17 protein-coding genes, 1 pseudogene and 1 riboswitch are annotated in these 23,297 nt (G+C 46.0%); all 18 genes and pseudogenes read right to left on the reverse strand.

Going from position 1 to position 23,297, the window contains the following annotated elements:
• Positions 1 to 473: 473 nt before the first annotated feature.
• Positions 474 to 1,189, reverse strand: a pseudogene (locus Ana3638_RS18760) (amino acid ABC transporter ATP-binding protein); the annotation flags it as partial.
• On the reverse strand, positions 1,189 to 2,568 hold the full coding sequence (locus Ana3638_RS18765; RefSeq protein ID WP_161839397.1) for an ABC transporter substrate-binding protein/permease: 1,380 nt from the start codon (positions 2,566 to 2,568) through the stop codon (positions 1,189 to 1,191). The gene Ana3638_RS18765 and the pseudogene Ana3638_RS18760, both read right to left, overlap by 1 nt.
• 147 nt (positions 2,569 to 2,715) lie before the next feature.
• Positions 2,716 to 2,853, reverse strand: a complete 138-nt coding sequence (locus Ana3638_RS25370; protein ID WP_246240368.1) for a hypothetical protein — start codon at positions 2,851 to 2,853, stop codon at positions 2,716 to 2,718.
• 128 nt (positions 2,854 to 2,981) lie between these two features.
• Positions 2,982 to 3,158 (reverse strand): hypothetical protein, encoded by a 177-nt coding sequence (locus Ana3638_RS25375; RefSeq protein WP_246240371.1) that lies wholly within the window; start codon positions 3,156 to 3,158, stop codon positions 2,982 to 2,984.
• A 256-nt stretch (positions 3,159 to 3,414) separates the two neighbouring features.
• The gene (locus Ana3638_RS18775; protein ID WP_161839398.1) at positions 3,415 to 4,797 is read right to left on the reverse strand and encodes a radical SAM/SPASM domain-containing protein; all 1,383 of its coding nucleotides are present in this window, start codon (positions 4,795 to 4,797) and stop codon (positions 3,415 to 3,417) included.
• 104 nt (positions 4,798 to 4,901) lie between these two features.
• Positions 4,902 to 5,153 carry a hypothetical protein gene (locus Ana3638_RS18780; protein WP_161839399.1) on the reverse strand — a complete coding sequence of 84 codons (252 nt, stop codon included), beginning with the start codon at positions 5,151 to 5,153 and terminating at the stop codon, positions 4,902 to 4,904.
• A 759-nt stretch (positions 5,154 to 5,912) separates the two neighbouring features.
• Positions 5,913 to 7,922, reverse strand: coding sequence for an ATP-binding SpoIIE family protein phosphatase (locus Ana3638_RS18785; protein ID WP_161839400.1), 2,010 nt, complete (start codon positions 7,920 to 7,922; stop codon positions 5,913 to 5,915).
• A 73-nt stretch (positions 7,923 to 7,995) separates the two neighbouring features.
• The gene (locus Ana3638_RS18790) at positions 7,996 to 9,525 is read right to left on the reverse strand and encodes an MATE family efflux transporter (protein ID WP_330588048.1); all 1,530 of its coding nucleotides are present in this window, start codon (positions 9,523 to 9,525) and stop codon (positions 7,996 to 7,998) included.
• Between the two features lie 205 nt (positions 9,526 to 9,730).
• The gene (locus Ana3638_RS18795; protein WP_161840628.1) at positions 9,731 to 10,030 is read right to left on the reverse strand and encodes an STAS domain-containing protein; all 300 of its coding nucleotides are present in this window, start codon (positions 10,028 to 10,030) and stop codon (positions 9,731 to 9,733) included.
• A 125-nt stretch (positions 10,031 to 10,155) separates the two neighbouring features.
• A complete protein-coding gene (locus Ana3638_RS18800) occupies positions 10,156 to 10,404 on the reverse strand; it encodes a hypothetical protein (RefSeq protein ID WP_161839402.1) in 249 nt (82 codons plus the stop codon).
• Between the two features lie 117 nt (positions 10,405 to 10,521).
• Complete coding sequence (locus tag Ana3638_RS18805; RefSeq protein ID WP_161839403.1) at positions 10,522 to 10,680, reverse strand: hypothetical protein; 159 nt, start codon at positions 10,678 to 10,680, stop codon at positions 10,522 to 10,524.
• Between the two features lie 36 nt (positions 10,681 to 10,716).
• A complete protein-coding gene (locus tag Ana3638_RS18810; RefSeq protein WP_161839404.1) occupies positions 10,717 to 12,927 on the reverse strand; it encodes an NHLP bacteriocin export ABC transporter permease/ATPase subunit in 2,211 nt (736 codons plus the stop codon).
• 16 nt (positions 12,928 to 12,943) lie between these two features.
• Positions 12,944 to 15,121 carry an NHLP family bacteriocin export ABC transporter peptidase/permease/ATPase subunit gene (locus Ana3638_RS18815; RefSeq protein ID WP_161839405.1) on the reverse strand — a complete coding sequence of 726 codons (2,178 nt, stop codon included), beginning with the start codon at positions 15,119 to 15,121 and terminating at the stop codon, positions 12,944 to 12,946.
• 9 nt (positions 15,122 to 15,130) lie between these two features.
• Positions 15,131 to 15,463 (reverse strand): hypothetical protein, encoded by a 333-nt coding sequence (locus tag Ana3638_RS18820; RefSeq protein WP_161839406.1) that lies wholly within the window; start codon positions 15,461 to 15,463, stop codon positions 15,131 to 15,133.
• A 269-nt stretch (positions 15,464 to 15,732) separates the two neighbouring features.
• Positions 15,733 to 15,820, reverse strand: a riboswitch (cyclic di-GMP riboswitch).
• Positions 15,821 to 15,834: 14 nt separating this feature from the next.
• Positions 15,835 to 17,826, reverse strand: a complete 1,992-nt coding sequence (locus tag Ana3638_RS18825; protein ID WP_161839407.1) for an S-layer homology domain-containing protein — start codon at positions 17,824 to 17,826, stop codon at positions 15,835 to 15,837.
• A gap of 77 nt (positions 17,827 to 17,903) precedes the next feature.
• On the reverse strand, positions 17,904 to 19,031 hold the full coding sequence (locus tag Ana3638_RS18830; RefSeq protein ID WP_161839408.1) for a hypothetical protein: 1,128 nt from the start codon (positions 19,029 to 19,031) through the stop codon (positions 17,904 to 17,906).
• A 53-nt stretch (positions 19,032 to 19,084) separates the two neighbouring features.
• Positions 19,085 to 21,178: a carbohydrate-binding domain-containing protein gene (locus Ana3638_RS18835; RefSeq protein WP_161839409.1), complete on the reverse strand. Its 2,094-nt coding sequence runs from the start codon at positions 21,176 to 21,178 to the stop codon at positions 19,085 to 19,087.
• A gap of 61 nt (positions 21,179 to 21,239) precedes the next feature.
• A complete protein-coding gene (locus Ana3638_RS18840) occupies positions 21,240 to 23,234 on the reverse strand; it encodes a clostripain-related cysteine peptidase (protein ID WP_161839410.1) in 1,995 nt (664 codons plus the stop codon).
• Positions 23,235 to 23,297: the final 63 nt, after the last annotated feature.

Below are 23,297 nucleotides of genomic sequence, written 5' to 3' on the forward strand. Positions count from 1 at the left end.
TTTTCTCCTTGTATGATAGGATTTTCTTAAAATTTTTATTTGCTCTATTCCCACAGATTATCTGGGCTTTTTCCATAAATCCGCCTTTATAAGCCCTCACATCATCATCCCGCTAATAGATTTATCAATCACCATTTCAAGCAAAGCCTATTGACGCTGTCATATTCATGGGTAATATTTTTCGCGATCCCTCTGGCGATTTGCGCCGACATACTCTCATCTTGGGTCACGTCTTGCTTCTCACCGCTGTAAGTGACCACAAGCTCGAATTCCGTTTGGCTGTCGGGAAAGCTAAAATCGACGCTGATTAGATTTGCTTTGGGAACAAGATTTAAAGTTAACTCTTCAGACAATAGACCCACCTTATTCGTATTCGCTCTTGAAAGCGCATTGGTAGCGCAGAAATTCAGCAGGTTATTCGTAAGTTCAATAAAGTCAAAGTCTTTGGAGTCCACTTCATAACGGAAGGATTTTATCCGCTTGATAAACGCCTTCGTCTTCTCCCTCTTTGGATTTTCAAAAATCACATCTGGAGAGCCTTCCTCGTATATACCACCCTCGTCCATATACATAATACGGGTGGAAACATTCTTGGCAAATGCCATCTCATGGGTGACAATCGCCATTGTCATACCACTTTGCGCCAGACGTTTGATAACAGCTGTAACCTCCCCCACCATCGTCGGGTCAAGGCGGATGTCGGCTCGTCAAAGAGTAGGATGTCCGGCTTCATGGACAGGCACCGGGCTATGGCTACCCGCTGCTTCTGACCGCCTGAAAGCTCATCGGGGTAGGCGTCCTCTTTCGCAGCAAGCCCGACGGTCGCTAACAGTTCACGCGCCGTCTTTTCTGCTTCGATACGGGGAATCCCCAGCAGCTTTGTCTGTCCAACACACAAGTTATCCAGTATACTCATATGAGAGAATAGGTTGAAGCTCTGGAACACCATGCTCATCTTTTTACGGACTTCATTGATATTGGTGCGCTTATCCATGAGGTTTAATCCATCAAACTCAATCGTCCCGCTTGTAGGCGGATCAATCAGATTAAGCGCGCGGAGGAAGGTGCTTTTGCCTGTCCCGGATGGGCCGATGATAGAGATTACCTCGCCTTTCTCTATGGTTGTGGTAATCCCTTTGATGACCTCCAAATCGCCATAGCTCTTTTTCAGGTTTGTTATATTAATCATCACTTCGCCCTCCTCAAACGCTTATTCGTTTTGCTGTTAATCAAATTAAAAATCCAAATTATAACAGACGCCGCAAGCAAGTAGACAAGTGCTACCATAATCAGTGGGAAGAACGAGTCATAAGTGCGGCTACGGATGATGTCGCCCGCCTTGGTTAGATCCATGATGGAGATGTAGCCAACAACGGCAGTCTCTTTGAAGGTCGATACAAACTCAGATATATAGGTCGGAAACGCCACACGGACAGCTTGCGGGAAAGTCACGGTGAAGAACGCACCGGTTTTTGAAAAGCCCATACTCCGCGCCGCCTCGACCTGTCCCTTGTCTATGGTCATGATAGCACTGCGGATAATCTCACCGATGAAGGCCGAACCGTTGGCTCCGAAAGCGATGATGGCTACCGTTATTCCGCTGACGCTACTCTTAGCAAATATGACATAAAAAGTGATCATCAGCAGTACGACAATCGGCGTACCACGCAGAACGGTGACATATACGCTACCGATCGCGTTTAAAATACGGTTTTTACTCATCCGCAGGCTACATACGCCAAACCCCAGCAATGTCGCTAACGCGAACGCGAAAAACGTAATAATCAGGCTGACCTGTAATCCCTCCACAATCATCTTCCAGCGGTCTTCTTTAATTAGGTTGTTCTCAAAACTGATTTTGAGACTTTTCCAAAAAGAAGGGGTAATTTGCGGTGTATCTGCCCCTGATGAATTTTTTGTAACCAAAACTGCACCGCCAGTATAATACGGATCGGAAAAAGTGACAAATTGTTCCCGTTCCTCGTTAATAATGAACAAGCTTGCCGCGAAATCAGCCTTCCCGGCATTTACATATGGGATCAGCGCGTCCCAGGTCATAATAGAAATATTTATATCCATATCCATATACGCAGCAAACCGCCTAGCAAGTTCAATATCAAAACCTTCCGGCTGGCCGTTTACGATAAACCCAAAGGGTTCGAGTTCACCATAGCTGGCAAAGGTAAGGACGCCATTTGTGCCGTTTAAGGGAATATCAGGCATGGGCGGGGAATCAACGGTATCAATCCAGCGTTTTACCATGTCATCATGAATGCCGTTTTCTTTGATTTCTTTTAGGAACGCATTGAAATTCTTTCGGAGATCCGCGTTCTCCTTGCCAAAAATGGCTCCAAAACCATACTCTGCAAAGGACGGATATATGATGGTAAGCTCCGGATTCATGGAAACCCATTTCCTTGCCATAGGCTCATCTAACATCAAAGCGTCCGCTTTTCCGTTCTTCACCAACTCCATCGCCTCATGCTCATAGATGCAGTGGATGGGTGTAAAATCTCCGACGTTTTCGGAAAACATTTCATCAAACGCCTCACCCGTAGCAAATGCCAAACGCTTACCGATAAAGTCCTCGTTACACAGTTCTGCGTCATCGGGGGATTTTCGTTCAGGGCTTCGCTTCTGCCGCACCCCGCAAGCATAAGCATAATGATTAAAATCATCGGGAGCAGTTTTTTTAGCATATTTTATTCCTCTCTTTCAGTGATTTTCAGTAGCAGCTTCGTCCTTTTCTCCGCTTACGCTTGTGGCAATATTGTTCACATAGGTATACGCATCATCAAATCCAGCCATGTGCATATCGAATATTTTTTCTTCCAGACCTTCCTTGGGCGTCATTCGCTCGGAGATGCCTTTGAGAAGCGAGTAATAGATATAGGCTCCATACTGGTCAGTGTCTGATTTATCCGACGATTACGATTTCGATACGATTCCCTGTGTAATAGGCACCAAGCCCTTTGGCATCTCTAATCCTCGTCGATTACACCCTGATTGTTGGCAATTACATCCTTATAAAACTGTTGTACATCTGTGTAGCTGGGATAATAGACCGGTAAACACCCTTCGTCCAGAAAATCACCATCAATTACAAGCTCCCGCACATCAGTTGTGTTTTGCAATCTCTTTAAAAAATTAATCAGCAATGTTCGGTTTTCCACAGTTTCAGAATATTTATCATCAATCCCGATGGAATATCGCTTATGACAACAATCTTGTTTCTTGTGTCAGAGGCCTCCCGCAAAGCGGGTGTACTCTTAGGCTCATTCGCAACTGTCGATATGTTGAGTGAGCATCCTGTGGTGAACAGTGCTAAAGAAATGACCATGTAAGATGCCAACAGCAGAGAGAGAATTCTTGCTTTCATGTTGTTTTTTCCTTATATGATAAGATTATTAAGATTTAATTTGCTCTATTCCCACAGATTTCTTGGACTTTTTCCATAAATCCGCCTTTATAAACCCCACACATCATCATACCACGCCTATAGATTGCGTCATTACCGTGATTTGTCGCAAGCGCATCTGCACGACAACCACCGCCGCAAGTCAGTTTGTGCTCACAGTCACGGCATTCAGCATTTTGCTCAGTAATATCAGAAACCTTTATCCCTACAAGCTTGCGAAACAACGAACCGGAATCGGCGTAGATTTCCGACAAGGGCATGTTAATCAGCTTCGGTAATAACTTTTGGACAGGAGTGGACACCCAGCCAATACATGGCACAAGCGTACTGTCAGGAAGAATATACGGACGATTTCGGCATAGACCACAGGATACACGCTGTTGGTTGAAGACATCCTCTTTATCATTCTCCCAAAAGGCAAAGCTACCACCCCGATACCCCTTTGCAACTCCCTCGATAAGGTTTAGTTCAAAGGGATTACCGTCTGCTTTGTAGCGTTTTAACAGTTCAAGATACTCGTCACAGGTAATAGCCGGTACAGACGAAACATTGGAAACCGCCTCTCCAATAGGGAACACAAAGCTGACCTTCCAAGCTGTCACGCCGATACCTTTCATTAATGCATAGGTATCCAAAGCTGCGGGGACACTGTCAGCGTGAAACTTCGAATTTACGAGCAAGGGATAGCCTTGCTCGCGTATCTTGTAAAAGGCAGCTATCGCAGTTTTTTCAACCCCGGGAGTACCGCGCAAAGAGTCATGGGTTCCCACTCCGTCAAGGCTGGAATCAAACATCCAGAATAAGTTTCGCTTCTTCATCTCGGAAAAAAATTCGTCATCAAGCAGCATTGCGTTTGTGTGAAAGTGCGAGATAACAATATTGCGGCGCAAAAGCTCATCTACAATCTCCCACAGATAGGGTGACATCTGTGGCTCTCCACCGGAAAGCTCAACCTCCATAACGCCCGCCTCTTCAAACTGGGCAATCATGTCAAAAAGCTGGTTTTTTGTCAGGTCTGTATATTTATTTCGTCCACCGGACATATAGCAGTGCTTGCAGCGCAGGTTGCAATCGCCTGTTATACTCCAAATCACACCATGAATATGACCGTTCGGGTGCTTGCGAACTTTTTGATAATCCAGTATCGACGACTGTGCTTCGCAAGGGGAGATAACTCTGTCCTGCAGCATCGTACTAATAATTTCTTCGACACTTTCATCATTGTCATCACCAAACTCTGTCATACCATCGCAGCATAATAGTACCGCAAACTCCTTTTGTGACAACAAGCGCGGTGTTAGCGCATGGGGGGATGCCAGGCAAAATGGCAGACCGTCCCAGCCACGCAAACGGTATGGTTCATAAAGCTTGTAGTACATTGAGGTTTTCTCCTTTTTCTATAAATTTGGTAAAAGGCACGGCAGTCAGCCATGCCCTTTACTGTCTTGTTTCAAGTTAATCCGCTATGATTGGATTTAAATACCTATGCTCTAAACCTATCCTTACATCCGGGACACACATAAGTCCTCTCATCCTCATGGTAGGCCACCCTGATACATTCAGCACCGCATTTGGGGCACTTTGGCGAGAGGTTGCATTTTCCGCCGCCGCTTACGATGTCAAGTGCTTCATCAGGAAGTGCTATTTTTCCGTTTAGGTAGTCCTGCGCCTCTTGCTCCGTGATTTCCTTTCCTAGCTTTTCCTTTGCAAGGGTGATGATTTTTTCTGTTGTCATGGTTAATTCCTCCTTCTTTTGTTGTTAATTTTCCCCTTCATGCAATAGTTGGATATAGTGGCAACTGCGGCAGTGCAGACTGGTCCCTCCGCTGATGTTAATGGTGATAAAATCACTCTGTCCACACTGCGGGCATTTTATTGTGCATAAATTGGGGTTCAAAAATGTGTATGCGCAGTTACCGCAGTAAACATGTTTAAATTGAGAGTTGTAGCGCATATTATTCGAATTGCACTCTGGGCAAAGCCCAATCGAACTGCCGCCGCTAACAATATCAAGTTCCCCATCGGGAAGCGCCATCTTGCCACTTAAGTAGTCCTGCGCTTTCTGCTCTGTGATGCCCTTGCCATTCTTTTCTTTAACAAAGTCGATAATTTCTTTAATTGTTATTGTAAATTCCTCCTTGCTTTTTAATACGTTCCCCTTTCACACTCTCTTGGATGAAATTGGATTATGCAAACGAACACCTACCGTTGATTTCTCGCTCCACAATTGATACATATAAAATAACGACAATTAGGGCACCTTAGGGGTTACAATCTCCTCCGCCACTGACGATGTCAAGCGCTTCATCGGGAAGTGCTACTTTACCGCTTAAGTAGTCCTGTGCTTCTTGCTCTGTAATATCCTTGCCTAGCTTTTCCTTTGCAAGGGCTATGATTTTTTGTTGTCATGGTAAATCCCCCTTCTTTTGTTGTTAAAATGAGCGATATCAGACATAGCATTTTAAAAGTCCGGAATCGTCTTTTCATTTGCGTGTTACCACTGCTTCGTAAGTGTTAAAATATTAAGACCATCTTGATATTCATATTCCAAAGTATCCATGGACTTTTTCACTATAAAAATGCCCAGCCCTCCAATATCCCGCTCCTCGGCGGAAAGATTGGTATCCGGATCCGGCTTCTTCGTGGGGTCATAGGGATAGCCGTTATCGGTAAAACGCAGAATAATGCGCCTTTCTTCCACAGTTACCCACACGGTGATCTCACTCGCACCGGAGTATTGAACAATGTTAGAGAATATCTCATCCACCGCAACGTTCATTTGGGCAATCACTTTCATAGGAATGCCTACACTCTCCAACTCCTGCTCTACAAAACCAGAGACCAGTTCTATAGACTCTAGCGACGGAGATAGCTTCAGCTTTTTGAAGCCAGTGTCGTTTTTTGGCATCAGCTCCAGACTCAGCATGGTGATGTCATCGAACTGAGGTGCCTCGCCTACAAAGGCGTCAATATCCTCTTTCATACGATGAAGCAGGAACTCACAGCTCACGTCTTTGTTACGGTTTAACGCATCCAGCATCCTATCGGTACCATAAAGCTCATTGAGGGCATTGGTGGCTTCGGCCACACCATCGGTATAAAGGAACAGCATGTCCCCAGATTCTATCTGGAGCTCATATTCCTTATAGTGGGAGTCTTCCATTCCAGCCAACACGAAGCCGTGCTTGTCTTTAATAAGCTCGTAGTCTCCCTTCGCCTTCTTAAGTACCGGGTATTCGTGCCCAGCGTTGGCGCAGATGAGCTTGCCGGTGGAGATTTCCAATATACCCAGCCAAACCGTAACGAACATCTCTGCCTCGTTATTTACGCAGAGCTGATTATTGACTTTCTCCAGCACATCTTTGGGTGAGAGACCCGTCTGCGTCACATTCTTTAGAAGTGTCTTGGCAATCACCATAAAGAGAGCCGCCGGCACACCCTTACCGGACACATCGGCCATTACCATGGCAAGATGATCTTCATCCACAAGGAAGAAATCGTAGAAATCACCACCTACCTCCTTGGCCGGAGTCATGGTGGCATAGATATCCAGTTCCGTCCGCTCTGGAAATGCCGGAAAAATACAAGGAAGCATACTGGCTTGAATGTCCTTGGCAACGTCCAGCTCCGCCCCGATACGTTCCTTTTCGGCGGTGATGGCGGTAAGATCGTCAATATAAGTATAAATATCAGATTCCATCTGTCGAATGGAGCGATAAAGATGCCCCAGTTCGTCCCTTGTGTCCAGACCAGGAAGATCTAAGATACCGTTCACTCCCTCTTCACGCTCTCTGCGCCGTACAAAGTCACCAGTGGCTGATGCCAAACGGTTAATGGGTGTAACCAGTATCTTTCGGGTAGCAGCCAACAGCAGAACGGCTAACAGCAGGGTTAGGCTAATGAGAATTCCCGCAAGTCTGATAAGAAAATTCCGCTCCATGGCCTTAATCTCTGTCATGGAGAGATCCACGTTCACATAGCCGCGTATGATACCGCCCTCATCCTTGATAGGAACTAAAGCAGAAATCAGCCATCCAAACTCATAGTTGGTGATGATTGGTTCAATGATATTGCCAGAGAGAAAATTCTGCTTGTTATCCAGAAAATCTCCAGGGTAAAATTCTTGGAAATCGCCCAGAGCAAATGCCTCATCACTCTGATCGGTATCATAAATATAATAAAAGCCCTCATCCGTAGGTTTGGTCACCACGGCGTAGACGATGTTGTTGCTTTCTTGAATATTGATCAAATGCTTCCGTGTCTCCAGGTAAGCATCGTCTTCCTTACCGCTCTTTAAGTAACGGTCGATGGAGTCCGGATGCACCTCGGCAGCCATTGTTCGCGCCAGATTGAAGGCTGTTTGAATTAACTGATCTTCCAATGCCTTTTTGTAAGTCTGGTATCCAAAGATGATTGCAACCGCACTGAGTATCGCAGCAATGAACACGATGCCCATCGCTGTTTTAAAGCCTAAGGAGATTCGGACATTCTTTTTTGGTTCCATATGGTGTTTTCCCTCCCTTATTAAAATACTAAACTCAATTAGAAACACAGATAAAATGCAAATAGTTTAGTATTTACAGGATGATGAGCAACGTATTAAAGCCCTGATAACGACGATAGAAAAATTCTTTTGCTTTTTTTCGGACAATTGACATCCCCAGCGCATTTGGGCCGTCGCCCTCTTCGGAAGAAAAGGGATTAAATTCGTAGGAATTGTCTCTCAAATGCAGTGTAAAGCCGTCCTGATCAGCCGATACGGTTAACTTAATCAATATGTCATTCCGATGATTGTTTTTTGCATCCTCCAAAATAGCTGCACAAACTTCTTCTACAACCAAGGTAGCGTAATAGCTCTGTTGACTTGTGCAATCCCACGACTCACAGGTTCTCTGAAGCTGCTCCACCGTGTCCCCCAGCAATTCGACATTCTGAATGTGTGTTGAGAAACTTCGAATTGTCGCTGCACTAGAATCAGCAGCCAACTGATTCATTTTTTTTTGCTTTCTGATACTAACGACCGTATACAAAAAAGTACTCAATTCAGAAATCGGGAACACCCACCAGAAAGCATTCAGACCGAAGGGTGCAAGCGCAAACATCGGTACCAGAAAGCATAGTAACAGTCGTAGTGTCTGAATCACTAAAGCGCTACGCTCCCGTTTTGTTGTCTGCTGGTAGTAAATTGCAATCTGATTCCACAGGGCGGGCAGGATGCTGATACAGTAAATCCACAGAGCCAGCGAACCGATCGTTCTAGCTTCGCCCGTAAGTCCGAACAGAGCACAGAGGGGTGCAGCTCCAAATCCCAGCCCCAGGATTATTAGTAGAGCCAGTACCGAACCATACCACACAGATAACTGGACAGTTCGCTTAACAGCAGGGGCATCCCGTTCCGCTTGGTAGGTGCTAATCATGGGTTGTAGTGTCATTCCAATACCATCTGCCACCGCAACAAAAAGTAGAGAAAGATTATACACTACATTAAAGACCGCCACACCCACCGGCCCACCGATGGAAAGTAACAGCGTGTTTGCGCAGAGTACGGTGACAAATTGATAAATATGTTGAACAGCCGAGGCAAATCCGGTTCGGATACATCGGAAAAGACCTCGTGGATCAATGGACGGCCAGCAAAATCGCAGCAGCCCATGTTTGCCTATGATATGTTTTCCGCAGATTACAAGACAAAATGCCGCGCCAATAGCGGTTGACCATACGGAACCTTCTGCACCCATATCCAGATGAATCACGAAGACATAATTGAGTGCAATATCCACGGTATTGGAAACAGTCAACGCAACAGCCGCCCGCTTTGGGGCACCGTCCGCATGTACAAAGTAGTAAAGCGGACCCTGACAAAACATGATTGGAACGCAAATGAGCTGTGCCCGAACATATCTCTCTGCAATGGTGTATACACCCGGATAATCGGGACTTGCCCCCAGAACGCATAAAAGCTGTGGAAGAAAGATAAGCCCCAGCACCACAGTCACAAGATAGGTAACAATCAAAAAGCGAAGTACCGTGCCAAACAGTCGATTTGCCTCTTTCGGCTTTCCAGAGCCCATAAGAGAAGCGTAATGGATGGAACCCCAATGGAAAATCCATAACTTAGTAGGTTATAAAAAAGATAAATCGGAATGCCAAGTGAGATGGCTGATAATCCCTCCAGTCCCAGCCTAGAGCCGACAACCAGACAGTCCACCATTCCGCCCAGAGCTAGACTTAAGTTGGACAGGAGTGAAGGAATGAAAAAGCGGCGAAATGCTTTGTCTACAAAAATCCGCTCCTTGCCGGCTACAGTTACCCTCATTCTTCAATGGTGAGGATATCTATAAATCCCGTCACCTCAAACACTTCAAAGATGGTTTCATTTACGTGCCGAACCACCATTTTGCCCTGCTTGTTCATTACCTTCTGGGCAGAGAGAAGAACACGCAGACCGGCAGAAGATATATACTCCAGCTCTGCAAAATCCATAATGAGGGAATCCACACCGTTTAGTGAGGTCTTTAGTTCCGCCTCAAGCTGTGGCGCTGTGGTGGTATCCAAACGTCCAATCAGTTCCACGGTCAGTTCTGCTACGTTTAAAGTCTTGTTGATTATCATTTTCTTTTCCTCCAAAAATTCTTCATTAAAATAACGTGATTTTACCCACAAACTGTGAGACATAATACGCAGATTTATCTTTCTGTCAGTTCTTTTTGATTTAGCTCCAAAGACATATCCTTGTTTTAGATCGGATCAGGCATCGTGTATCCGCAACTGCTACAATATACAGGATATGTCTTGATGTAGCCTAGATTATTCGTCCCGCACCTCGGGCATCTATCTATATCTGAGCATGCTCCTCCTCCGTTTACGATGTCAAGTACTTCATCGGGAAGTGATATTTTACCACTTAGGCAGTCTTGTGCCTCTTGTTCGGTGATGTCCTTGCCTAACTTTTCCTTTGCGATGGTGATGATTTCTTCTGTTGTCATGGTGTTTTTTCCTCCTTTTCTTATTATTAGAACAGATCCGTTACTCATATGTCCTTATAAGACCATCTATGCTTAAGCAGGTTTCACATTCTATCTCATTAATCTTAAAGTTATAGCTTACTTTTGTCCCCCGCACTTTGAACATTTAAATGTCATTCCGCCGCTGACGTTTCCAAGCGCTCCATCGGGAAGTGCTATTTCACCCTCTGCCTCTTGCCCAGTGATGTCCTTGCCTAGTTTTTCCTTTATGAGAGTATTGATTTTTTTAGTTGTCATAATACTTTCCTCCTTGTTTTAAATTTGTTTATTTTGTTAAAATAACGTAGTTTTACCCACATACTGTGTGTCATCCAGCCGTTGGCGTGCCACCAACTCGGCGAAGTATCCATCTCTGGCGATAAGCTCATCGTAGGTGCCGTCCTCGATAACTCGCCCTTCATTTAATACGATGATACGGTCGCATTCCTTAATGGTGGAAAGCCGGTGGGCGATGACAATGCGGGTACATTTAAGACTTGCCAGGGAATCAGCCACTGCTTTCTGTGTCAGGTTGTCTAGGGCAGAGGTCGCCTCATCAAACATGAGGATACGGGGTTTCGGTGCCACCGCCCGAGCAATCATCAACCGCTGACGTTGTCCGCCGGAAATGCCGCCGCAGCCCTCGGAAATCATGGTGTGCATCCCCATAGGCATATCCCGTATATCGTCTGCGATGCCGGAAAGATCTGCCGCAGCCCATGCATCATCCATGGTGAGCCATGGAGCAGAGATGATAATGTTGGAGAAAATATCCCCAGAAAGTAACTTGCCGTTTTGCATCACCACGCCGATGTGTCGCCGCAGGGATTTTAAATCTATGGAATTTAAATCCTTGCCGTCATAATATATTGCACCCTTTTGTGGTGTTTCAAAACCCAGCATCAGCCGCATAAGTGTAGATTTTCCGCAGCCAGTCTTACCTACCAAAGCTACATACTGCCCTGGACGGATTTTCAGTGACAGGTTATCCACGATGAGGGGCATGCTCTCTGTATAGCGAAAGGAAACATTGGAAAGCTCGATGCTGCCAGAGATGCGAGTAAGCACCTTCTTACCGATAGACACCTCCGGTACTGTCTCTAAAATGGGTTTTACCATCTCAACCACAGGCCTGATATTTGCCGCCGTCAGGGCGATGCCTGAGAGGGAGAGGAATGCACCACTGACCATGCCATATGCCACGTTGAATGCGAAATAGTCCGCCACCGAAACGCCCGATTGCACCGCCGAATAGTAGAGCACGATGGTTCCCACCAGAGAAATTCCAGTGGAAATGACTGTGTTGAGCTTAATAAACATAGGAGGGTCGTAGGTGAGGCTTGCCTTTTGGCGATACAATGCCGCCCACCGTGAAAAAGCCCGCTTCTCTGAACCGGATAGCTTTAGCTTTTGCACACCGGTAATAAAAGAATAGATAATTCCTGATTCCTTGGCACGCAGCTCCATCATCCGTTGGGATCGCTTCATCTGCATCAAGGTGGAAAATATCGTAAAAAGCACCGTTGCCAGAATGATTGTGATTGCCGGAATCACCAATGCGGGGGCATAGGTAAAAATCTGAGTAATGTATACACAAGAGAACACCGAAGTGAGTCCTGTGGTCAGGAGGATACTGCCCAGCATATCACACAGGCTGTTGATACTCTGGGTGCGGCTACTTAGCTCGCCGGCACTGTATTCTTTGAAAAACTCTGCCGGGAGAGACAGCACCCGCATCATAGAAGCCGCCTGTACCGCCGTGTTTGTCTTGGTTTTCAAACGCTCCATTACAATACTTTTTACCGTACTTAGGAGTAGCCCTGCGATTCCTGTGGCCGCAAGCATCACCGTAATGGCGAGAAAGAGACGCATATCGCCACTTTCGACTACACTTGAAAAGACAATATTGTTAAGTTTCGGTCCCAACATCCCAATAAGGGTAACAGCCAAGGTAGCGATACCCACCATGGCATAATCTGACGGAGACAGTATCTGGGCAATATATAAAAGCAGGTCACGAATGCCTAGTTTTTTCAGTGGCAGCGGCTTATAAAAGCACATGGCCTCCGATTCCAAAAGTGTCGCCGTCAGGCGGTTCAGTTTTACCATTTTACCACTTTCGTGGTCGAAAAAGGCATAGCCGGAAAGACCATGAGGCAGTAGAGCCACCACGCCGCCGGTTTTGAGGGTACCCAAAAATGCCCCCACCGCATCGCAGTACCATGCACCCTCCAAGTTGACCACCCGGCGCATAATGCCGGAGGGTCGTAGTAGGTATTCTAGCTGCTCGTTTATATCGGTCAACTCATCTGGCAGTTCTACGGACTTGATATGGTAATACTTTAAAATTTCGTCCACCGCATTTTTCGTTTTCTGTCGGTCATCCATCAGCGTTCGCTTGATGCCCTGACCCATGACCACCTCTGCCATAGAGGCAAAGGCGTCTGAAAAGGCGTCGTCATCCGCCTTAATGCGTTGCTTAATCTGTTCATCAAACCATCCCATATGCCTTTACCTCCCTTCATTCGTTAGCCACTAGCGAGGTATATATCCCGCCTTTGGCGTATAGTTCGTCATGGGTACCCCGTTCCACCACTTTGCCCTTTTCCATAACAACAATCTCGTCACAGTCACGAATGGTGGACAAACGATGGGCAATAACGATACAGGTGATACCTCGATTTTTGATGGCATTTACCACTTCCAACTCCGTTTTGGCATCCAGTGCAGATGTGGCCTCGTCCATAATGATGATGGTAGGATCCTGAGCCAGAACTCTTGCAATCTCCAATCGCTGACGCTGGCCACCGGATAAGTCTTTGCCGCCCTCCATCAGCTTGTAGCCATAGCCGCCATCCCGCCCCATGATGTCCTCGTGCAGACTTGCGTCTCGGGCTGCCATGATGGCTTCAAAATCCTCAATTGAGTTATCCCACATCTTGATGTTATCCATAATTGTATCTTCAAAGAGAATGATGTCTTGATCCACCACCGCCACCGACCCAGTGAAAATGCTGTGGTGAATGTCTTTGATAGGCTTGCCATCAAACAGAATCTCGCCACTCCACGGCTGATACAACCCTGAAATGAGCTTTGAAAGGGTGCTCTTGCCGCAGCCAGATGCACCAACAAAAGCTACCCGGCTTCCGGGCTTTATGTGCAGATCAAAATATTCAATGAGTGGCGTAGTCAGTGGAGAGTAGCCGAAGGTCACATCCTTCATGACCACTTCTCCTAAAAGCTTGCTATACTCACCAACTTCATTAAAGTCACTGTTATAGTTTACGTCGGTTGGATATTCCATTACATCCTCGATTCGCTCCATATTAGTACGCATCTCCTGAATGGTCTGTCCAGCACCGATGAGGGCCTGAGCTGGTTCGGTATAGCCACCCAAAAAACCCTGAAACGCCAGAATCATACCTATGGTGAACTTATCCTGTATGGTCAAGTACACACCCAACATCAAAATGGCGGTGGAGGTAAGGGAGGAAACCAGCGTGGGTACAAGCCCTAAGTAGTGATTGACGTTAGCGAATTTTACCGTCTGTGAATTCAAACCGGCCTGGTAGCCTGCCCATTTTTCAAAAAATCCGTTTTCTGCACCACCGGCCTTAATAGTTTCAATCATTTCAATACCTGCCACAGTGGTGCCGGCAAGCTTACCTGAGTCACGCATCTGTACCCGAGTAACGTTGATTCGTTTCTGTGAAATAATCAGCGCCATACCTAAATTGACCAGAATGGACACAAGACCCACCGCTGTCAACAGAACGCTATACCGCAGCATGGCGACCTGATAAAACACCATCATGCCCGTCTGGAGCACCAGCGGAGCAAAAGTAGATATTAAGGTGTTTGCGATACCCTCGTTAAGCGACTGCCGCATGGCGATGTCACCCGCCATACGCTGGGAGAAAAACGCCATGGGCATCCGCAACACATGCCACATAAACGAGGAATTAGCTACAATGGCCAGTTTGCCGTTCAGTTTCAGCGTATAAACTGCCTTAATCCAAGCAACAATCAGTGTCACGACGGTCATCAGGGCAAGCCCCAGCAGGAAAGGATAGAACCAATCTGGGTTCCTCCCGGTGAGCAGCCTGTCCAGAAACACTCGTGAAAAGGCAGGATTAATGATACCTATCAACGAGGTAATGGCTGTGGTAAGAACAACAAAGGTCACTGCTATGCCGGTGCCCACTATACGCTTTTTGATAAAGCTTAAGGTACTCCTCGGCTTCCCATCTGGTACGAAGCTCTCACCCGGCTCAAAAAAGATACTTACGCCGGTGAAGGACTTATCGAACTGTTCCATGGAGACGCTGTACGCACCCTTGGCTGGATCGTTTAGGTAGGCTTTATCACCCTGAAATCCGTCCAGCACCACAAAATGATTGAAATTCCAGTGAATGATGCAGGGGAACCGTCCGTTTTTACGAAGCTGCTCCGGTTCGTAGCGGTAGCCTTGGGCATTCAACCCATAGCTTCGTGCTGCTTTAAGGATATTTAAGGCATTGGATCCATCCCGGCTAACGCCACAGTCGGCGCGTACCTGCTCTAATGGTATCCACTTGCCGTAGTAGGCCAGCACCATGCAAAGACTTGCCGCACCGCACTCCAGCGCCTCCAGCTGCATTACGACGGGTACCTTAACCCGCCCTTTTTCTATCGGTTTTTCACATTTCTTTTCTCTCATGTACCCACCTCAATTCAACACAAAAGAGATGGGTGAGATGGTTTCAAGGACAATTTGCGCAATGTATACACCATCCTGTGCAGAAACATCTACCGTCACCGGAACCACCCAATCTCCCGCCTGCAATCCACTCAAATAGAGGGCATATGCATTGAAGTCAGCAGTAATTTCGATAGGCGTGGAAACAATAGAAATAATGCTGCCTGCACTGTCTCCTATGCGTACCTCCATGCCGGGGGCGAGGCTGTTCGCCTCCTCGGGGTAACGTAGCAGGTAGACTTGCCGTCCTGCACCACAGCCACTGCTTCTCGGGTGGTCATGAGTGTGCCAAATACGCCCCAAATGCAAACGCCGATCAGCAGTACAATCACCGCTCCCAAAACCAGCCACACACTGGGGCGGGAAACCTTTATGTAATCGCCAAGCTGTTCAGGGGAGGACACACGATCCAGACTTGATTTGCGAAAAATTGTGTTACTGCTCATGTTACAATCTCCTTCGATATTTATGGGAGCCCCGCAAATTGGCTACAATATGCAGCTGTGCAAATCGACTCTCTATTGAAAGGCAGGGCGAGCCCTCTGTTTGTAGAGGGCTCACCCTGCGCAGTTTTTGACAGCCAGGTTATCTAAACGTCCTAAAACGCTTTGACCCTTTACTTTGCGTCCCAGGTTTTCACCGGGCGTGCCCTTTACTCTATTCTGTCGCGTAGGTTACATGATTTTTCTTACACCGTTTTCATCTACCTCGAACTCGTCAATCTTGGTGTTTCTGGCAAGAGTACCGTCAGCGTTAAAGTAATACCACTTGCCATCGATCTGGAACCACTTTCTGGAAACCATAATGCCATAGATATCAAAGAAATAGCTCACACCATCTATAGTCTGCCATCCGGTTACATTCTTACTGTTCTTGTAGTACATATACTGTCCGTCATCGTTTTGCGTCCAGCCCTCTGCCGTTGTCGGGTCAATGGTCAGCTTGACGAGCCGGTGGATCATAGCGCTAACCTCTGCACGGGTGACATTGGCTTTTGGATTGAACTTATTGTTTGTTTCACCCATTAGGATACCCGCTTGCTGCATGGATTTTACTGCTTCTGCGTAGTTGCTGCCAATACTGGAGGCATCCGCATAGGTAATTGCACTACGGGTAACAGGTAGTTTGTAATTCAATGCCTTAGCGTAATTTGCCATAATGACTGCAATTTCCTCTCGAGTGATTGCACGGTCAGGAGCAAACTGATTGTCTTCAATACCCTGAATGATGCCCTTCTTGTATGCCCATTCAATATAAGGACGGTAAGAGCTGCCAGCTTTCACATCCGTAAAGCTGTTGGTGGTGTACGCCTTTGTGTCTACACCCGCCAGTTTGCCGAGAACCATCACCAGCACTTCCCGTGTCATGGCGGAATCTGGAGAAAAGGTAGTCTTCGTTGTACCGGAGAGCAACCCTCTGCCCACTACATAGTCAATGCTGTCCTTCGCCCAATGAGTGCCGATGTCAGTATACTTAGCACTTGGAGCCGTATAGCCCACTCCATACACCGAAAAATGATTGGTAGAGAAGAGTAAGCTTTTACTATTTGTGTCATAAGTAGAACCCGGAACACGACTGGCTTTTCCTTTGCCATTTACATAAACTCCATGCAGATACCCCACGGACTCATTTTTAGCAGGAGTATATGGAATGCTTGTGTAAACCCTACCGCTACCGAAATTCGTTATATTTTTATTTTTGCTTCCGTTTTTATAGCTTGCCTTGAAGTCATAAACCGGACGTTTTCCAATGGCTTTTTTTGCATCATTGCTTAGCTTAGAGTTATCTGTTTTGGTTACGGTAATCTGAACATCTGCATTCGCTTGGCGATTGATTTCCGTTAAAGCCAATTGATTGAATCCTACCGCAATTTCAGGATGGTCAAATACCAGTTCAATCCCTGCAATTTCATTGCTTATTATTTGCAGTTGGACGGCCTTTGGTAAGTTTAGGGTGATATTAGCCGCTTTCTTCCCATTTGTTGAAACATTGATAACTACCTTAATTTCACTGGGAGCAACACCGTTTTTCTCTGCTTCAGCCTTTGCATTGGCGATGGCATCCGTAATGTTTTGCTCTGTAATACTGATACTGGCGGTTCCAGTGCTATTAACGGTAGCTTTGCTCTCGATTTTTCCAGTTACAGGTTCGCTTGGTTTTACAGATGGAGCAGGAGCAGGGCTATTGGAACTGCTCCTGCCACTGTTTCCGCCACCACTGTTTCCGCCACCACTGTTTCCGCCACCACTGTTTCCGCCACCACTGTTTCCACCACCACTGTTTCCGCCACCACTGTTTCCACCACCACTGTTTCCGCCACCACTGTTTCCGCCACCACTGTTTCCACCACCACTGTTTCCACCACCACTGTTTCCACCACCACTGTTTCCGCCACCACCACTAGGGATATAAGGAGTAATCTCGATATATTTAAAGCCATTGATACCCCTTGTAAGTTCTGCGTCTGTCATAAAGATTGCATCCCCGCCATTAGTTCCGGCGTTGTTTCGATGGGTATAGCCGCTGTCGAAGGCAGGAGCTGAAGTCATAGCTTTAGATATGTCGCCCTCACCGCTGTTGGCTTCCACTTTGCCGCCATTGATGATGATATTACTACTGCAGATACCGAAGCTCGTGTCTCCGCCGAAATAGCCGGAGGCTTCCAACGTGGCGTTGTTATTAACGACTACTTCGTTAACTAAGATGCCACAGCTTTCGCCGGTGGCACCGCCACCCTTGGCAGTCAGAATCCCCCGTTAACCATCAGTTGGGCTGATTCCCCTGCAAAATATACGCCATAACTGAGACCATCCTTAAGATTATCTGCAACTACATTACCGCCGGTTGCTGTCAGGCTGCCACTTTCAACGGTCAAGTTGGCATTGCTGCCACCAAAATACACTCCAAAGCTTATACGATTCGAATTGTCTCCGTTAGCAATCACATTACCATTGTTTTTAATATTCATATTACCATCGTGAACGCATATCCCAAAGCTACTAGAGTTACTACCAGCAGCAGGGGCTCCAGAAGCAATCAGGTCGCCGCCATCAACGGTCAGGTCACCATTCTCTACGTGTATCCCATAGCTATCGCCATGATCTCCAGCTGTCGCCGGTCCGCCGGTAACCACCAGCTTTCCGTCGCCAGAAATGTTGAGACTGCCAGTAACATAGATTCCGGCACCGTCTTTGTCTTCTTCAGATCTTGGTATAGTAATACTATTATCGCCTATCCTCATAATATTTAAGTCGCCCTCGGCATATATACCATATTTATTTCCGTCCTTTATATATGCGCTGTCTGTAATCTCTGCGCCATTAAGGATAAGGGTGGCACTATCTGGATCGTAGGTGACGTTTCCTCTAATGTGTTCACAGGTTATACTATCCTGATTCTCATTAGTAACCTCCACGTCACCTATCCAGATACCATAGTGAATAAGCGGCTCAATCTCGATAATTTTATAACTGCAGATATTGTCATTAAGTTCTTTTTGATTAACAGATTTTACTTTAGCGCCGTCTTCTCCGGCTTTGATTATGTGTTTATTATCGATGTTAAAATTAGGTACAGAACTCATGGCTTGGGATATCTCAGCCACACCGCTGTAGGCATTCACCGTACCACCATTGATGGTTATGTCATCGCTGTAAATACCGAAGCTTACATTACCGCTAAAGCCGCCATTGGCTGTCATTATACCATCATTGACAATGACTTGGCTGGCATAAGCATAAACAGCACCGCTATCTTTATCAGCAGAACCACCTGTAGCAGTCAGAGTACCGCTTTCTACCGTCAGGGTTGATGGTTCTTGAAAATATATGCCATAGCTGACATCCTTGGATGCACCGCCTTCCGCTTCCATGCTGCTACCGCCATCAACGGTCAATTTGGAATCATCACCATAGAAAACCACCCCTAAACTTGCATAATTCGCATCTCCCCGATAGCCTTCACTGCGCCTTCGTTTATAATGTTTATGTTACCTTTCTGAACGCCTATTCCATAGCTAGCAGATTTACTATCATCAACAGTCGTTTTACCTCCTGTGGCTTCCAGACTGCTACCATCAACAGTTAAGTTGCCGAGGTTATTTACCTCACCAAAAAAATCCATACTATTTAAAAACACTCCACTGCTGATTTGATTTGAATTTCCACCAGTAGCAACCACTTTTCCTTTATTTTTAATGGTTATGTTACCGCCGTCGTAAGCGTATATTCCATAGCTGCCACTATAATCACCATTTGATTTACCGCCGGTGGCTTCCAGGCTGCCTCCATCAACAGTTAGATTGACGTTGTAATATCCCTCACTATCAAGATACACTCCACTGCTGATTTGACTTGAATTTCCACCGGTAGCAGTCACTTTCCCTTTGCTTTCAATGGTTAAGTTCCCTTCCTGAACGCCGATTCCATAGCTGTCAGAATAACTGCCAGTTGCAGAACCACCTTTGGCAATCACTATGCCTTCCTCAACAGTTAGGTTACCATTGTATATGTATATCCCGAAGCTAAAGCCAGTCTCTCCCTCTTCAGTTGTATCTCCACCGGTAACTGATAGACTGCCTTCACCGGTGATAATCAAATCACCTTCTACAGAAATTCCTTTACCGTTATTGTCAGCTTCGATGGTGCTATCACCCAATAGTTCCAGTCTTAGGGGTATTTCGCGGTTGTTTTTGGCGTATATACCATGTTTATTTCCATCTTCATATATACACTCGTTGCCTTTAATGCTTACGCCATTAAGGATTAGGGTGTTCTCACCTGGGTCATAGGTTACGGATCCTGTAATGCCTTCGCCAGTTATACCGTCCTTATTCTCATCGGTCACCTCAACGCCTCCTACCCAGATGCTAGTGACAGTAGGCTCAACCTTAAGGTATTCGTATTTGTCTATGTTCTCCTTAACATAAGGCTCTGGATTCTTTCCCCAGTATTCGGTGCTTGCTGTAACCTTCATATCTGAGTCAAATAGCGGCGAATAATTCATTGCCATAACGGGACCTTGGACGATGGATGTACCCTTAATGGAGATTGTATCTGTGTTGGAAGTATAAACTCCAATGCCTCCTATGGGTGAACTGTTGACGACGCATGAGCTAGACACATTACTGCTGAATAGTTCTACTTTTCCTTCTGGATTTTTAATATATATCCCAGTATTATTTACTTCCACCTCACTGTCTTGTATACTGACAGTTCCAGTACTATTGCTTTCAATTCCTATGTACTCGCTTATCACCGTAGTGTTCTTAACCGTTAAGCTACCGTTACCGTTAATTGAAATTGCACTAGCTGGAATGCTGTATCCTTCCACATTACCACCTGATATGGTTAGCATTCCACTGCCATTGTGTATAATACCGCTACCAGAGTTATTTCTCAGCATTTTCCCATTTAGATCAATGGTAATGTTGTAGTTATTCGTATCTTTGATAGTCAGATTTCCCTGTGTATCGCTATAACTGTCGGATAGCTTTATATTCAAGTCGCCTGTTGCACTATTTATGGCAGTTTGGAGATCTGAAAAGTTGTCAACTTCCAGAATGCCAACAGCACGCAGCATCATCTCTGCTTCCACCGTCACAGTAATCTGTGGAAGTAACGCATCAGTCTTTACTGTGTAACCATGGATTACCGGGGTAAAAATATACTTACCCTCTGTATTCCCATCATATTTCGGATTAAACCATGTAACAGGAATGTCCACAGTCGTTTTGGAATCGGTTATTTCAATAGCGGGACCGGTGACTATACTCACAGAATCGTCAACTACCGTATCCTTATCTAAAACCATAGCAGTCAGTGTTTTGGGCAGGTCTAAATCCTCAAAGGATGTCCCAATTGCTACCGTCTTTTCTGTTTCTGCTTCTGTAAGAGTTGCAAACGAAATGATTTCCCCGCTTGCACCAGTGGTATCCACTTCTTCTGCCATAGCCGAAACCGGCAACATGGTACACACCATGCATAGCACAAGAAATATACTTAGTAATTTTTTTCTCATGTTCGTGTTCCTCCTTTAAACCTTTTTTTCTTTTTGTCATTTATGTTTATTGTATCTACTGTTACTCTACGCTGGTTAAAATCTCTCCGCCTGAAGATTCAAAGGTTACAGCAGCGGAGCTGGCAACATTGCCCTGACTGTCCTGCATAACATACATCATGATAAAGATGCCGTCACCAAGCTCGGTTTCCGCAAAGGCTGTTTCAGGCGTCACCGTAATGGTATCAATCGGAACAGCCGTCAGCTCGTCGCCACCGCCGCTGATAGCAGTCGCATAATGAATGGTCTGAATTACATCGCCTTCCACTAGATAACGAAGATTTTTATCTGCCGCGCCGCTTTCATCCAGCGGCTTTCTTGCCCCCTCAATGGAATATTCCCCTGTCTCAAAGTCATAGATTACCATCAGGTTGTAATTCTCGCCGTTTAGCAGAATTGGCACGGAATACTGATTATAGCTTTCGCCCTCATAGGCAATTTCCATATAGCACAGTGCACCGTCTAAGCTGCCCCATACGCCTCGGAAGTTATCCTTAAAAACACCGTTTTCCCAATCTGATACGATATCATTGTCGGAACCAAGGCAAAGGAGGATATCTTCCTCCGGATCGGCATAGTATAGATCAAAGGTCAGGGAAGAAAGAATGTCTATCGCTTCACTACCTAACGTAAGGGTTGAATTGCCATTCTCATCCACGGTTACCGGTATATCATTCCAGTTTACGCTGTTTAAGGTCATAAGCTCAGGTAGGGCGTTGTAATTCATCTGGGAGATATAGTCCATGCCCTGTTCGGAAAGTTCTCCAGTCAAGCCATATGCATACAGATATTTAAAAGAATCGGCAGGACCGATACCCGCATAAGCATTGAAATCCTCTACATCACCATTATAACTGTAATAGCAGGAAAGCCCTGCCGACTCCGGACGATATTTTCCGTTAACCTTATATACAACGCAATTGGTTATTGCAGCAGTGACAATGCCAGAAGTTTCTGGTAGTAATTCCGAAGATTTTAGGGCAAGAGTTCCAAGGTCGGTCATATTGGTATAGCCTTGTTCACGGGTGTTTCCACCGTAGTTTTCAACGTTATTAGCAATCTGGGAAAAATGTGCAAAGAATGTCGGATTTTCCAATGCTGAGGCCAAAGCTTCCTTGCCGAAATCGTCATAGGCAGCAACGAGATTTGATATCTTTGAAAGATCGGTAACGGACAGGGTGATATTGTCCTCTGTACCAACCTCCTCACAGCCTTGTACATAGCTGTCGCAGATAACTTTAGACAGCTCCAACGGTTCCATATCCGGCGTCCCGGCAAGAGCTCCAAGCCAACCGCTATAAAGCCAACCATTACCCGGCTCTACCTCCTGTGACGCCACAAGGTATTTACCGATATCGGAGAAGGTATAGGCCGTATCCACCGTTGCCATGAGACAGGTATCAAAGCCGATAATGTCCACTGGCTGATTCTGCGGATTTTCTCCAAAGGTTTCCGAGAATGCCTGATACATTTCTGCAAGGCTTAAGGAATCCATGCCATACAGCTCGTCAAAGGCCGCACCCGACACCGAACCGCCGCCGTGGTTCCAAAACACCACCGCAGTGCGCTTAGCAGGGTAGTTTTCTTTCCCGAAAGTAAGAAAATCCTTAAGTGTCTGCGCGTCGCCCATACTAGCAGAGGGAAGCTCTTCAACGAGCTGTAATCCGTTATGGTCATAGACATAGCGCCCAAGCGTATCCGCACTGACAACTTCATTTTGCCAGCTTGATGTTCCGCCGGTTTGAATGATCACCTTCACATTTTCCGGAAGTTTCACATCCATCAGCTCCGCAAGGTCATTGGTTGCGGCGCAGTAATTGCTTTCTAAATCACTTCCACACAGATACCAGTAAACTGTCCATTCCGTGTCGGTAGACACGCTTTCCACGGTATCCTGGGTATCCTCTGATGGCACACTTTTTTCCGCACCGCAAGCTGTCAGAGCAAATAGCATCGTCAGAGCCAGCAAAACTAATATATGCTTTTTCCATAATGCATTTCCTAAATTATTTTTCATATGATTCACTCCTCCTTCATGTTGTCTTTCTTTCCGAGTAACTGCCTCTTCTTTGTGTCAAAC

Origin of the sequence: Anaerocolumna sedimenticola (assembly GCF_009931695.1) — a bacterium.
Lineage (GTDB): Bacteria > Bacillota > Clostridia > Lachnospirales > Lachnospiraceae > Anaerocolumna > Anaerocolumna sedimenticola.